Source organism: Parapedobacter lycopersici, from assembly GCF_040395035.1.
Lineage (GTDB): Bacteria > Bacteroidota > Bacteroidia > Sphingobacteriales > Sphingobacteriaceae > Parapedobacter > Parapedobacter lycopersici_A.
Genome location: NZ_JBEBRB010000031.1, coordinates 16,758 through 30,136, shown reverse-complemented (window position 1 = coordinate 30,136; position 13,379 = coordinate 16,758). Strand labels below are relative to the sequence as shown.

Here is a 13,379-nt window from a genome sequence, read left to right as displayed (position 1 = left end):
ATACCCTCCTTGGTTAATTCCTCTACGGCCGGCTGCACCACGCGGGGCAGCATTTTGCCAAACGTAACAATCGTTACGTCATTTCCTTCCTTTACGGTATGGGCTTTTCCGAGCTCCAGGTAATATTCTTCTTCGGGAACATTGCCCTTATCGCCGTACATCACCTCGGATTCCATAAAGATAACGGGATCCGGGTCAATAATGGACTGTTTCAGCAACCCTTTTGCATCATAGGGGTTGGAGGGAACGACCACTTTCAGGCCGGGGGTATTGGCATACCAGTTTTCGAAATTCTGCGAATGCTGGGCTGCCAGCTGGCCGGCATTCCCGGTTGGTCCACGGAATACGATGGGAAGGGGAAACTGTCCCCCGCTCATGGAATACATTTTGGCGGCCGAGTTGATCACCTGGTCGATCGCGACCAGGGAAAAATTGAATGTCATGAACTCAATGATTGGCTTGAGGCCATTCATGGCGGCTCCGATGCCAATGCCCGCAAAGCCGAGTTCGGCAATGGGAGTGTCAATAACGCGCTTAGGACCAAATTCGTCCAGCATTCCCTGGCTTACCTTATACGCACCGTTGTACTCAGCCACTTCCTCACCCATCAAGAATATCTTTTCGTCTTTGCGCATTTCTTCGCTCAATGCCTCGCGAAGCGCTTCCCTGAATTGTATTTCTCTCATTCGTAGTATAGGATCAAATTTTCGTACGCAAAGCTACTACAAATAGTTGATATTTGGAATGCTTTGCTTAGAAAAGCGGCGGGGTGACTGTGCCGCCTGAATGGGCGAATGCAATCAGCCAGCGGTTCAGGGTTTCAATGGCCAGCGGGACTCGCCAGTTGTCCCGGTTCCGGCGTTCCACATAGTTTGATACAGCACGGACCTGAACGGCCGGAAGCCCGGCGTGATGGGCAGCATAGAACACGGCTGCGCCCTCCATGCTTTCCGTATCGGGATGGATCCGGTTGGCTACCGCCTCGATGGCCCGCTCATCGCCGTGCACCCGGTTTACGGTGATCCCTTTGCATTGGCGCAACCGGTTGATTTCCGGGTGGCTGATCCGGTGTTCACTGTAATAAGTATGTGTCGCCAGTCCCAGTGTTTCGCTGTCCACGAACTGCGCACCGTCTTCGGCGCCCAGTTCGGCGAAGGTATCCCGGTACACGTGGACGACCTCCCCTAATGGAATGTCGCGGTTGAAGCTACCACAGATGCCGACATTAAGTAGCAGGTCGTAGTGGCTGATTGCCAGTTGTTTGCCTATGGCGAAAGCGGTGGCGACCATGCCGACCCCAGTGACCAGTATGTCCATGCCCTGCCGCTGGTTGGCCGGCAACTGCATAAAAGGGGCAATTTCGTCAGCGGTGGCTGCGATGATCAGCGTGTTTTCCATAGCGTCGCAGGCGAATTTACGTAAAAATAGCCGGTTTGATGCTCCGGTTTTAACCGAAACCGGATTTAACACAGCACGGTGGAGGCTTAGCGGACGGTAGCGGGAAAAATTGCTACTTTTGCACATCATGGGTTACCTCAGGTTGCTTCTACTCCCTTTTTCAGCTATATACGGCGCGGCAGTATGGCTGCGTAACTGTTTTTATGACTGGGGCTGGCTGAAACAGACGGCGTTCGATATACCTGTTATTGTAGTGGGTAACCTTGCCGTGGGCGGAACCGGCAAAAGCCCGATGACCGAATACCTGATCCGTTTGCTGGCGCCGGAATACCCGGTGGCAACACTCAGCCGCGGTTATGGCCGTGCAACCCGTGGGTTCCGGGAAGTGCAGTTGACCGATACGGCCGCAGAAAGCGGGGACGAACCCTTGCAATTCAAGCGTAAATTTCCGGAGATCACAGTGGCGGTATGTGAAGACCGGGTGACCGGTGTGCGGCGATTGCAGGCGCTCGGACATCGGGTTATCCTATTGGATGATGCCTTTCAGCACCGGGCATTAAAACCGGGATTAGCGATACTTTTGTTCGATTATAATCATATGCGCGCACCGAAATGGCTGTTGCCGGCCGGCAATTACCGCGATTGGTTTTCTGCGCGCCGACGTGCGGATATCCTGATTGTTACCAAGACCCCGGATACTGCCACGGCGGAGAATAAGGCAACGATACGGAAGCAGCTTACAGTAACTCCCGGGGAAATCCCCCTGTGGTTTGCGGGTATCGATTACGGTAATTTGCTCCCCGCGTCACCTGCCGCGGATGGGACGGCCCTGCTGGACGCAGATACATCCGTATTATTAGTGACAGGCATTGCAAATCCGGAGCCGCTGCGCCGCCACCTTGCGGTACGGGTTGGTGAGGTGGTTCACCTGCGTTATGCTGATCACCACCCGTATAGTTCATCCGACATGCAACGGATTAAAAACCGGTACGCCGCGATCCCAAACAGCAGGAAGATCATCATAACGACGGAGAAAGACAGTCAGCGGCTTTTTGTCCCCCCGCATGCAGCCGTGCTTGATGGTTTGCCGGTATATGTACTACCCATCCGTTTTACGCTGGAGCAGCAGGAAGCGCACGCATTCCAGCAGCGGGTATTGCAATATTGTGCGGATACCCTGCGCCAGCCGTAACGATCACCCGTCGTTTTCCGTACTCGTAAATAAAAATTACTTTTGTATGTATGAGTAATGAAAAACCCCGCCTTGCCATTGATATGGACGAGGTACTTGCCGACACCCTCCGCAAATTTCTGACACTGTATCAACGCGACTTCGGTATAAGTCCGGACCTTCTACAGGAACCGGGTAAGGAATTGCATGAAAACCTTCCGGAGCATATCAATAAGCAGTGGGCGGTTTACATCCACGAAAAAGGTTTTTTCCGGGATATCCCGCCGATGCCGGATGCGGTGGAAACGGTCCGGCTGCTGCAGTCGAGCTACCAGGTATATGTGGTTTCGGCTGCGATGGAATTCCGGAATTCGCTGGAGGATAAATACGATTGGTTGCAGGAGCATTTCCCGTTCATCCCATGGACGCATATTCTGTTTACGGGGGAAAAGATCATCTCGGCTGATATTCTGATTGACGACCGGATTAAGAACCTGGTCAATTTCAACGGTCGCAAGCTGCTGTTCACTTCGCCCCATAACATGCTTATTACGGGGTATGAACGGGTGGACAGTTGGAAAGCAGTAGCCGGGTTGCTGCTGCCTTAGCTTGTTTTCAGCTTCTTCTGGATATCCTGTACGTAAGCTTTAAACTTCTTGTCTGTTTCAATCAGGTCTTCCACGGTTTGGCAAGCATAAATCACAGTGGAGTGATCACGCCCGCCAAAAAAGGCACCGATGGACTTCAGGGATGTCTTCGTGTGGTTTTTTGCCAGGTACATGGAAATTTGCCGCGCCTGTACAATTTCCCGTTTCCTGACTTTCGATTTGACCATTTCAACCGGTACCTCAAAATAATCGCATACCAGCTTCTGGATGTAGTCCATGGAAATCTCCCGGTGGGTATTCTGAATGAAATTCTTCAGCATCGACTTGGCCAGGTTCAGGTCGATTTCTTTTTTGTTCAAGGTCGCCTGGGCGAGCAGTGAAACCATGGCACCTTCCAGTTCACGGACACTGTTGTCAATCTGGTTGGCCACGTATTCGATAACGTTTTCCGGCAACTCAATGCCGTCGGTATACATCTTTTTCTTCAGGATGGCCATGCGCGTTTCCAGGTCGGGCGCCTGCATATCGGCCGACAGCCCCCATTTGAAGCGACTGAGTAGCCGTTCTTCCAGTCCGGCCAGGTCCTTCGGCGGTTTGTCCGATGTCAGGATAATCTGCTTACTCGACTGGTGCAGGTGATTGAAAATATGGAAGAAGATATCCTGTGTGCGCTCCTTTCCGGCAAAGTTATGCACATCATCCATGATGATGACGTCCATTGCCTGATAGAAGTTGACAAAGTCGTTGATGGTGTTGTTTTTTAGGGAATCGACAAACTGCTGGCAGAACTTCTCGCACGAAACATAAATCACCAGCTTGTCGGGGAGATTGCGTTTTATTTCGTTGCCTATGGCCTGTGCCAGGTGGGTTTTTCCGAGGCCCACGCCGCCATAGATCATCAGCGGGTTGAACGAAGTGCCACCGGGTTTGCTGGCAACGGCGAAACCGGCTGATCGGGCCAGGCGGTTACATTCACCTTCAATGAAGTTATCAAACGTATAGTGCTGGTTGAGCTGTGGATCAACCTGGAGTTTTTTGAGCCCGGGAATAACAAACGGGTTCTTAATGTCTTTATTGAGCGCTACAGGGACGGGGATAGACTGTTTCTTGGCTTCCGCGCCGTTGCCGCTGGAAGGGATATTGGTGGTATAAGGATTGCTGGTTGACGACTTTTCCACGACAATATTATACTCCAGCCGCCCGTTTTCGCCGAGGTGTTTTTTTATTGTCTTTCGCAGTAAGCCTACATAATGTTCTTCCAGCCATTCATAAAAAAACAAACTGGGTACCTGAATAGTCAAAACGTTGCCTTCCAATCTTACGGCCTGAACGGGCTCAAACCAGGTCTTATAACTTTGCGCGGGAATGTTGTCTTTGATGATTTGCAGACAACTATTCCATACGCTTGTGCTCGTTTTTTCCATTCGCTAATTCTTAATAAATTGATTTACAGTAAATGCCCGACGGAATGTTGATAACTTCTCCGTGAAACGAAGATGGCAAAAAAATACCAGCTAAAAAATTAAAAGTTAAAAAATCAATTAATCATTTGTTTTTCAGTTATTTAAGCTTGTTTTTTTGTTAAAAACACATTCTCGCATTGCAGCTAAAAAAATTCTCAACATGGCCTATTCGGCGGTTGGATTTTTTCGCTGTTTTGCCGACGCCAGCCAGTTGATACCCAGTACCACAGCCAAAATCAGCAGCCCGCCAAGCTCACGCGTTTCCTCGATCCAGGGCTTATCAGCTTGCATCTGCTGGACCAGTTCCCGGGTATGATGATGCTGGTACCAGTCCGTTACGCCGCCACGGAAAAAAAGAAAGTAGGCTGAGTAAGCCAGGCAGAATACGATACCGATCAGGTAGGCGGTCGGTAAATACCGTTTTCCCACCGCGAGGTAACACAGGATCGCACCATAAAGATAAATGGGAATCCACAGGTATGGATCCACGTCATTGTATTGCAACGCGGCACTGATCAGGAACAGGAAACAGAAGATAATATTAAAGACTTTCATTGGCAGCTTATTTACTCCATCAACAACCTACCGATTACGGCTCATCCTGCTTATGGCCTGCTTTGGTGGCCGGGGCAGATCCTACGTGGTTGCTTGTAGCTAATTGGTTGTTGAAAAGGAACTCATCCATGATCGGACGAGCAGACTTCAGATCAAATATACAAGAAGCATTACTAAAAAGAAAACAAATTTTAAACCTTTTTCAGCCGGTATTGTTTTTATAGCAAACAGCATGTGCCAGGGAGTGCTTGAGCTCATCAGGCTGAGAACACATCCCCGAACCTGATCTGGATAATGCCAGCGCAGGAACAAGCACATCTTGTACAGATTAAGGTCTGTACTGCCCTATTCTGACTATGGTTGGAATAGGGTTTTTATTTTACCAGGCTCAGGCTTCCAATTCCGTTTCATAGGTACTGACAGGCGGGCACGAACAGATCAGCATCCGGTCGCCCTGCAGGTCGTTGACCCGTCCGACGGATGGCCAGAATTTGAACTCACGGACAAAGGGCAGTGGAAATGCCGCCTGCGACCTGGAATAAGGCTTATCCCAGGTGTCGGCGCTGACCGTGGTTACGGTATGGGGTGCCTGTTTCAATACATTGTTGCTGCCATCTGCCTCACCGCGTTCAACCGCAGCGATCTCCTGCCTGATGGCAATTAGGGCATCACAGAATCGGTCGAGTTCGGCCTGAGATTCCGACTCGGTGGGTTCTATCATGAGCGTGCCCGCCACAGGGAATGACACCGTGGGTGCGTGGAAACCATAGTCCATCAGCCGTTTGGCAATGTCACCAACCTCAATGCCTGCTGGCTTGAATGCCCGGCAATCCAATATCATTTCATGCGCGCAGTGTCCGTTGGCGCCTGCATACAGTACAGGATAATGGCCTTCCAATCGCCGTTTCAGGTAATTGGCATGCAGAATAGCATATTTGGTTGCATTGGTAAGTCCCGCAGCGCCCATCAATGCAATGTAGGCATGGGAGATCAGCAGGATAGAGGCCGAGCCCCAGGGGGCCGCGGACACGGCGCTGATACCGTTGGTCCCGCTTACGGAAACCACGGCGTGGTTGGGCAGGAACGGGACCAAGTGGGGAGCTACGCCGATAGGTCCCATGCCGGGACCGCCTCCGCCATGCGGAATACAGAACGTTTTATGCAGGTTCAGGTGGCAGACGTCCGCGCCGATTAGTCCGGGACTGGTAAGTCCTACCTGCGCGTTCATGTTTGCGCCATCCATATAAACCTGCCCGCCATGCTGATGCACGATTTCGCAGATTTCGATAATCGGCTCCTCAAAAACACCATGGGTCGACGGATAGGTGACCATCAACGCCGACAGGTTCGCTGCATGGGCTTCCGCCTTCGCCCGGAGGTCGGCTACGTCGATATTCCCCCGGTCATCGCATTGGACGACGACCACGTTCATTCCTGCCATACTGGCCGATGCGGGGTTGGTGCCGTGTGCCGATGCGGGTATAAGCACCACGTTCCGGTGATGATCACCCCGGTGCTCATGATAAGCGCGGATAACCATCAGTCCGGCGTATTCTCCCTGGGCGCCTGAATTTGGCTGAAAGCTTACCTTGGCAAACCCGGTGATCTCGCTCAGCCAGCTGTCCAGTTCATTGATGATCCGCAGGTAGCCGCCGGTCTGGTCGGCCGGTGCGAATGGGTGGAGGTCGCTGAATTTCGGCCAGGTCAGCGGCACCATCTCCGTTGTCGCGTTGAGCTTCATCGTGCAGGAGCCCAGCGGAATCATGGAATGGCAAAGCGACAGATCCTTCGCTTCCAGCGATTTAATATAGCGGAGCATTTCATGCTCAGAGTGGTAGCGGTTAAATACCGGATGGGTAAGATAGGCCGATGTCCGGCGCAGGGATTCGGGAATATGGGACGTGCCGGATGCTTCAAGCGCAGCCAGTTGCACATCACCTCCTGCTTTACCCTTCATTTTCGCAAAAATGCGGATTAATAGGGCGATGTCGTCGTATGTAGTGGTTTCATCGATTGAAATGCCGGCGACCGTGCCCTGATAGTGTAGGTTGGCCTCCTGGTTCAGTGCCTCGGCATGCAACGGACCGGCCAGCTCACCGAGCTCCACCTGTATCGTGTCAAAGTAAGTTTGATTGTACTGTGTATAACCCAGTTGCTGCAGGGCTCCGTCCAGTAAAACGGCCAGGCCGTGGATGCGTTCAGCTATGCTACGGATTCCGTCCGGACCGTGATATGCCGCGTAAAATCCGGCCATGATGGCCAGCAACGCCTGTGCCGTACAGATATTGGAAGAGGCCTTGTCTCTGCGGATATGCTGTTCGCGGGTCTGCAGCGCCATGCGCAGTGCATAATCACCGGCGGCATCCACGGTAACGCCGATAAGGCGTCCAGGGATATTCCGCTTGTAGGCATCCTTTGTGGCAAAGTAGGCGGCATGAGGCCCGCCGAATCCCATCGGAATACCAAAACGCTGTGTGCTGCCCACAACCACATCCGCACCCCATTCCCCCGGCGGGGTAAGCAGCGCGAGGCTGAGCAGATCGGCAATTACGCACAGCGACATTCCGCCATCGTGCAGCCGCGCAGCAGCGGCCCGGTAGTCACCCACCGTACCGTCGGCAGCGGGGTACTGGACCAATGCACCGAACGTCGTTTCACTGACTGGAAAATCAATGGTTTCGTGCCGTACGAGCTCGATGCCATATGACCGGGCACGCGTCTGCAGTACGTCCAGTGTCTGTGGAAAAACAGAGCCGGCAACCACGTACTGATTAGCTGATTTGTTTTTCCGGATCCCGTATTGCATAAACATGGCTTCGGCAGCAGCCGTAGCTTCATCCAACAGGGAGGCATTGGCGATTTCCATCCCCGTCAGGTCGATCACCATCGTCTGGAAATTGAGCAGCGCCTGCAGGCGTCCCTGGGCAATCTCGGCCTGATAGGGTGTGTATTGCGTATACCAGCCCGGATTTTCCAGGATGTTGCGCTGAATTACGCCGGGCAGTACGGTTCCGTAGTACCCCTGACCGATATAGGACTTGAATACCCGGTTCTGGTCGGCAATGCCTGCAATTTTCTTTAGGTATGCCGCTTCGCTCATGGCGGGGGGCAGTGTTAAAGGTCGCGTCATCCGGATGGATGCCGGAACCGTTTCATCAATCAGTTGGTCAATGTCGGATAGGCCGATGGCTGCCAGCATCGATTCCGTTTCATCCGCGCTGGAGCCGATGTGCCGCGTCTCAAATTTTTCCTGGTAATGTATCTTACTCATGGGGTATAACGATAGTCCCCGTCCCTTTCTTCCGTCGCAGATCCGAGAGGGATTACCCAAGGATTTTGCCGGCAAGCAAACGAGTTGTTTTGCGGGGCAAAGATAAAAATTTTGCCGCTTGGAATGAAGCGTCCGATGCTTTTGGGAAAACGGTAATCAGACTGGATTTCAGTTCTTTTATTGTTAAAGGAATGTGCGGTTTGCTGAAAAAATAAAATCGGCCGTCTGTTTATTTCATCCGGCAGGCAGGTCCGTCAGTACATTCCGTGCGCGTTACAACTAAAAAGGCCGCTTCTCAAGCGGCCTTTTTAATGTGATATAATAGCGGCGCTAAGCGAGTATCCTTACGGGTTCCTCTAACAGTGCTTTCAGTGTTTGCAGGAACGCCGCCCCCGTAGCGCCATCGACGACACGGTGATCACAGCTCAATGTAAGCTTCATGATGTTTCCGGGCACAACAGCACCGTCTTTAACCACCGGTACCTGCTGGATGCCGCCAACAGCAAGGATGCAGGCGTCCGGCGGATTAATGATAGCCGTAAACTGATCGATGCCGAACATGCCTAAGTTGGATACGGTAAAAGTAGACCCTTCCCAATCCGCGGGCTGCAGTTTCTTGGTTTTTGCACGCTGGGCGTAGTCCTTAACTTCTGCTGAGATGTGCGACAGGCTTTTGCCGTCGGCGAACCGCACAACAGGGACTAACAAGCCATCTTCCACCGCTACGGCGACCCCGATATTCACGTGTTCATTGTACCGGATTTTGTCGCCCAGCCATGAAGCGTTAACCGCAGGGTGTTGCTTTAATGCTGCTGCGGCCGCTTTGATAACGAGGTCATTATACGAAACTTTAAGCTGCGCCACCTCGTTGATTCTGGTCCGGGCAGCGATGGCGCCATCCATATCGACCTGGATCGTGAGGTAGAAATGCGGGGAAGTGAATAAGCTTTCGGATAACCGGCGGGCGATGGTTTTCCGCATCTGGGTTACCGGTTTTTCGGTATAACGCTCTTCGCCCACGTATTGGGGAATGCTTACAGTTGCTGCTGCAGGAGCCGGAGCGGCTTCCGTGGCAGCGGCTGCTGCTGGTTTGGCTGCCGGCGTGTAGGTTTCCACATCTTTTTTCACAATGCGGCCACCGTCTGCAGAACCTTTTACGTCGTTGAGGTTAATGCCTTTTTCCTTGGCAATCTTACGGGCCAACGGAGAGGCTTTCACCCGGGAGTCGTCGGCCTGTGCCGTTGCTGCCACACCGGAAGCCGGCGCTGCCGCTTCGGGCGCTTTTGTTTCCTGTGCTGCCGGTTTCTCCGCTTTTTCAGTTTTTTCCTTCGGCTGACGCAATAATGGTGTCACATCTGTGCCTTCCTTACCCACGATGGCGATGATGTCATTGACTTTGGCGGCCTGTCCTTTTTCCACGCCAATGTATAATAAAGTGCCATCGGCATAGGCCGTTACTTCCATCGTTGCTTTGTCGGTTTCGACGTCGGCAATTGCATCATCACTTTTTATGGTGTCACCAACCTTGAAATGCCAGTCGGCAATAACACCTTCCGTCATTGTGTCGCTGAGCAGGGGCATGGTGATCACAGTTGCACCCAGTGATTCGGCTGTTACCGCCTCACCCGCTGGTTCTTCATCCGGCTGATCGGCGGATTTGTCTGAAGCCGGGGCGCTTTCTTTTTCCTGTTTTTCGGATGTTCCGCTCTCCGGGGCGCCCGCATTTTCTTCTTTCAGCAGTGCTTCGTAGTCCTCACCTGCTTCACCCAATACCGCGATAACCGCATCCACCGGTACAGCTTCGCCTTCTTTGGGACCGATATACAGTAGTGTACCTTCCTGATAGGATTCGAAATCCATGGTTGCTTTGTCGGTTTCAACTTCGGCAATTAAATCGCCTGAACTGACTTTATCGCCTACTTTTTTGTGCCATTTCGCAATCACCCCTTCCGTCATGGTGTCGCTCATTTTTGGCATTTTTACTACTTCAGCCATGTGCTATTGTGGTTATTCTGTTATAAACGTTAATCGCTCAATCGGTTATAAATGGGTAATCGGCTTGTACGTATACATCCTTGTACAGTTCTTCCGGTTCCGGATACGGCGAATCTTCCGCAAACTTCACACAGTCATCGATCACTTTTTTTACGTCGGCCTCCACCTCATCAAACCAGGCCTCATCGGCGTACTTTTTATCTGCAATGGCTGCCTTGGTCGTGATCAGCGGATCGCGGCCCTTATATTCTTCCAGTTCTTCCTTGGTACGGTATTTTGCCGGGTCGGACATGGAATGGCCTTTATAGCGGTACGTCCGCATTTCCAGGAATGTAGGACCATCGCCATTACGGGCGCGTTGTACTGCTTCATCCATCGCGTTATGCACCGCCACTACATCCATGCCATCTACCGGCGCGCTGGGCATATCGAAACCAAGCCCCATTTTGTAGATATCTTCCATGTTGGTGGTCCGGGCGACCGACGTTCCCATGGCATAGCCATTATTTTCACAGACAAAAATGACCGGTAATTTCCAAAGCATGGCCATATTCAGTGTTTCATTGAAAGCGCCCTGCCGTACGGCTCCGTCGCCCATGTAGCACACGCATACGTTTTTAGTACCGTTGTATTTTTCCGCGAAAGCGATGCCGGCACCCAGCGGGATCTGGCCGCCCACGATGCCGTGCCCGCCCATAAACTTGTGCTCTTTACTGAAAAAGTGCATGGAGCCACCTTTGCCTTTTGAACATCCGGTAGCTTTGCCGAACAACTCGGCCATGGCCGCATTGGCCGATACACCTTTGGCAATGGCATGTGCGTGGTCGCGGTAAGCAGTAATCAAGGAATCTTCAGGGCCTAATACCGACATAGCACCGGCTACAACGGCTTCCTGACCGATATATAAGTGACAGAATCCCCTGATTTTTTGCTGCCCGTATAATTGCCCGGCCTTTTCTTCAAATTTGCGCATGAGCAGTATGGATTTATACCACTCCAAATACGTTTCTTTGGTTATCGGTGTCGAACTCATTTCCAAGTTTTAGAATGTCTTTTTTTTCGTAGGCAAACTTAGATAAAATTGTTGTGATATGCAATCGCCGTGCCTTCCTGGTTTTGCTTATCCCATAAAATTATTATCTTTAATTGTTCTTTTCATACCATTCCGAATGAGATACCGTAAAAACATGCGAAAAGCACACCGGATTGCACTGCTGGCGGCCGCTATATTTTTTTGCGCTGCTTTTGCCGCCGTTCGGGATGAACTGTTCCTGATCAGTAAAAACCTTGATATTTTTTCGGCGGTGTACCGACAGGTAAGTATGAACTATGTCGACGAAACAAATAGCGGTAAACTAGTTAAAACAGCGGTTGACGCCATGCTTGACGACCTGGACCCGTACACGGAGTATGTGCAGGATACGGATGTGGAAGATTACAGACTCAAATATGTGGACACGCGTTATGGTGGGATCGGAGCCGCTATTTTCGCACAGGATAACCGTATTTTTATTTCGGAAATATACGCCGGTCAGCCGGCCGACCATGCGGGCCTGCAAGCCGGGGATGAACTGGTGGCGGTGAACGGGAGTCCGCTGGCGCGTCTTACACCTGACGAAGCCAGCCGTCTTCTCCGCGGCGCCGATGGCAGTGTCATTAATCTTGAAGTGAGGCATGTACTGCTTGATCGGCTGGATACCGTAGCATTAACCCGCGCGATGATCCGGCAGCCCAACGTGAGCCACATCTCCTTATTGGAAGGCGGGGTGGGCTATATCAAGCTGGACAAGTTTTTAGAGCAGTCGGCTTCGGAAATAGAAAACGCAGTTAACAATCTGCAGCGGCAAGGACCGCTTAACGGCCTGATTATCGACCTGCGGGATAACGGCGGCGGGATTCTACAAGAGGCGGTAAAGATTGTCAACCTGTTTGTACCGCCGGGAGAGCTTGTGGTTAGCCAGCGGGGCAGGAACTCGGCAAAGAACCGGAGTTACCGTACCATGGCCGCGCCCATTGCCCCGGATATCCCGCTAGCTGTGTTGATCAACGGCCACTCGGCTTCGGCGGCCGAGATAGTGGCCGGCGCATTACAGGACCTTGACCGGGCGGTGATCATCGGAGAGCGCAGCTTCGGCAAGGGGTTGGTACAGCAGACGTTTAATATTCCTTATAATAATTTGGTGAAGGTTACGGTCGCCAAGTATTATACGCCGGCCGGCCGGTGTATTCAGGCGCTGGATTTTCATAAAGGCCGGAATGGGAAATACGCCCACGTACCCGATTCGTCCATTCATGCGTTCCACACCAAGGGAGGAAGGATCGTCTACGACGGCAGTGGGATCTACCCGGACATTACCGTGGAAAAGCGCGCCAATAGCGCCATTGTCAGTGCCCTGCTGGCGCAGCGTTTGATTTTTGATTATGCAACATTTTTTAAATCAGCGCATCCCCATATAGCCGCTGCCGATAAGTTCATGGTCAGCGACACACAATATGCGGATTTTATCCGGTTCCTGGCGGACCGGGATTACCATTACCTGTCGGATACGGAAAAACAACTCCGTGAGCTGCAGCTGCAGGCGCGTGCGATGGGAAAGTCGGAAACCGTATTGCAGCGGTTCGATGCGCTTACCCAGGCGTTGCGGGGCGACAACGCCCCGGTTATCGACCGTTACCGCGATGAGATCAAGGAAGTGCTGGGGGCCGAAATGGTATCGCGCTATTATTATCAGGAAGGGAAAAAAGCATTTTCCATGCAACATGATGACCAGCTAAAACGTGCTGTAGGTCTGCTGGATCTGGGGAAAGCGGAATATTACAGTATTTTATCTGGAGAAGGCGATTACAGAACAATTGGTAAGCCGGAAACTGTACTGGCGGTGACTCCGCAGTGAGTTTCCGGTGCTAGCGGCCACCCG

The 13,379-nt window shown here is 52.0% G+C and carries 10 protein-coding genes and 1 riboswitch; of the genes, 3 read left to right on the top strand and 7 right to left on the bottom strand.

All coding sequences use genetic code 11. The features are described 5' to 3' along the window. A partial coding sequence (locus ABWO75_RS08250) for an alpha-ketoacid dehydrogenase subunit beta (protein WP_353184438.1) occupies positions 1-686 on the bottom strand: 686 nt, incomplete at its 3' end. A 67-nt stretch (positions 687-753) separates the two neighbouring features. Then, positions 754-1,398, bottom strand: a complete 645-nt coding sequence (gene mqnB / locus ABWO75_RS08245; RefSeq protein ID WP_353184436.1) for a futalosine hydrolase — start codon at positions 1,396-1,398, stop codon at positions 754-756. A gap of 127 nt (positions 1,399-1,525) precedes the next feature. Between mqnB and lpxK the strand changes: the two genes are divergently transcribed. Together lpxK and ABWO75_RS08235 are read left to right on the top strand one after the other, a co-directional pair. Then, positions 1,526-2,590 (top strand): tetraacyldisaccharide 4'-kinase, encoded by a 1,065-nt coding sequence (lpxK, locus tag ABWO75_RS08240; protein ID WP_353184434.1) that lies wholly within the window; start codon positions 1,526-1,528, stop codon positions 2,588-2,590. Positions 2,591-2,640: 50 nt separating this feature from the next. Next, positions 2,641-3,177, top strand: a complete 537-nt coding sequence (locus tag ABWO75_RS08235; protein WP_353184432.1) for a 5' nucleotidase, NT5C type — start codon at positions 2,641-2,643, stop codon at positions 3,175-3,177. On the opposite strand, the gene dnaA is transcribed toward ABWO75_RS08235, so the two are convergent. From dnaA to pdhA, 5 genes are all read right to left on the bottom strand, one after another. Continuing rightward, positions 3,174-4,601, bottom strand: a complete 1,428-nt coding sequence (gene dnaA, locus ABWO75_RS08230; protein ID WP_353184430.1) for a chromosomal replication initiator protein DnaA — start codon at positions 4,599-4,601, stop codon at positions 3,174-3,176. The genes ABWO75_RS08235 and dnaA overlap by 4 nt on opposite strands. Before the next feature lie 204 nt (positions 4,602-4,805). Continuing rightward, positions 4,806-5,195: a transmembrane 220 family protein gene (locus tag ABWO75_RS08225; RefSeq protein ID WP_353184428.1), complete on the bottom strand. Its 390-nt coding sequence runs from the start codon at positions 5,193-5,195 to the stop codon at positions 4,806-4,808. A gap of 230 nt (positions 5,196-5,425) precedes the next feature. Continuing rightward, a riboswitch (TPP riboswitch) is annotated at positions 5,426-5,522 on the top strand. Between the two features lie 61 nt (positions 5,523-5,583). Continuing rightward, positions 5,584-8,466: an aminomethyl-transferring glycine dehydrogenase gene (gcvP, locus tag ABWO75_RS08220; RefSeq protein ID WP_353184426.1), complete on the bottom strand. Its 2,883-nt coding sequence runs from the start codon at positions 8,464-8,466 to the stop codon at positions 5,584-5,586. Between the two features lie 330 nt (positions 8,467-8,796). Next, entirely contained in the window at positions 8,797-10,461 is a 1,665-nt protein-coding gene (locus ABWO75_RS08215) for a pyruvate dehydrogenase complex dihydrolipoamide acetyltransferase (protein ID WP_353184424.1), read from the bottom strand. A gap of 37 nt (positions 10,462-10,498) precedes the next feature. Continuing rightward, entirely contained in the window at positions 10,499-11,494 is a 996-nt protein-coding gene (pdhA, locus tag ABWO75_RS08210; RefSeq protein WP_353184422.1) for a pyruvate dehydrogenase (acetyl-transferring) E1 component subunit alpha, read from the bottom strand. A gap of 136 nt (positions 11,495-11,630) precedes the next feature. On the opposite strand from pdhA, the gene ABWO75_RS08205 reads away from it, so the two are divergent. After that, a complete protein-coding gene (locus ABWO75_RS08205; protein ID WP_353184420.1) occupies positions 11,631-13,355 on the top strand; it encodes a S41 family peptidase in 1,725 nt (574 codons plus the stop codon). Positions 13,356-13,379: the final 24 nt, after the last annotated feature.

Bases quoted from the DNA above. Each gene is read 5' to 3' on its own strand.
- mqnB (WP_353184436.1), bottom strand. From the start codon at position 1,398: ATGGAAAACACGCTGATCATCGCAGCCACCGCTGACGAAATTGCCCCT.
- lpxK (WP_353184434.1), top strand. From the start codon at position 1,526: ATGGGTTACCTCAGGTTGCTTCTACTCCCTTTTTCAGCTATATACGGC.
- ABWO75_RS08235 (WP_353184432.1), top strand. From the start codon at position 2,641: ATGAGTAATGAAAAACCCCGCCTTGCCATTGATATGGACGAGGTACTT.
- dnaA (WP_353184430.1), bottom strand. From the start codon at position 4,601: ATGGAAAAAACGAGCACAAGCGTATGGAATAGTTGTCTGCAAATCATC.
- ABWO75_RS08225 (WP_353184428.1), bottom strand. From the start codon at position 5,195: ATGAAAGTCTTTAATATTATCTTCTGTTTCCTGTTCCTGATCAGTGCC.
- gcvP (WP_353184426.1), bottom strand. From the start codon at position 8,466: ATGAGTAAGATACATTACCAGGAAAAATTTGAGACGCGGCACATCGGC.
- ABWO75_RS08215 (WP_353184424.1), bottom strand. From the start codon at position 10,461: ATGGCTGAAGTAGTAAAAATGCCAAAAATGAGCGACACCATGACGGAA.
- pdhA (WP_353184422.1), bottom strand. From the start codon at position 11,494: ATGAGTTCGACACCGATAACCAAAGAAACGTATTTGGAGTGGTATAAA.
- ABWO75_RS08205 (WP_353184420.1), top strand. From the start codon at position 11,631: ATGAGATACCGTAAAAACATGCGAAAAGCACACCGGATTGCACTGCTG.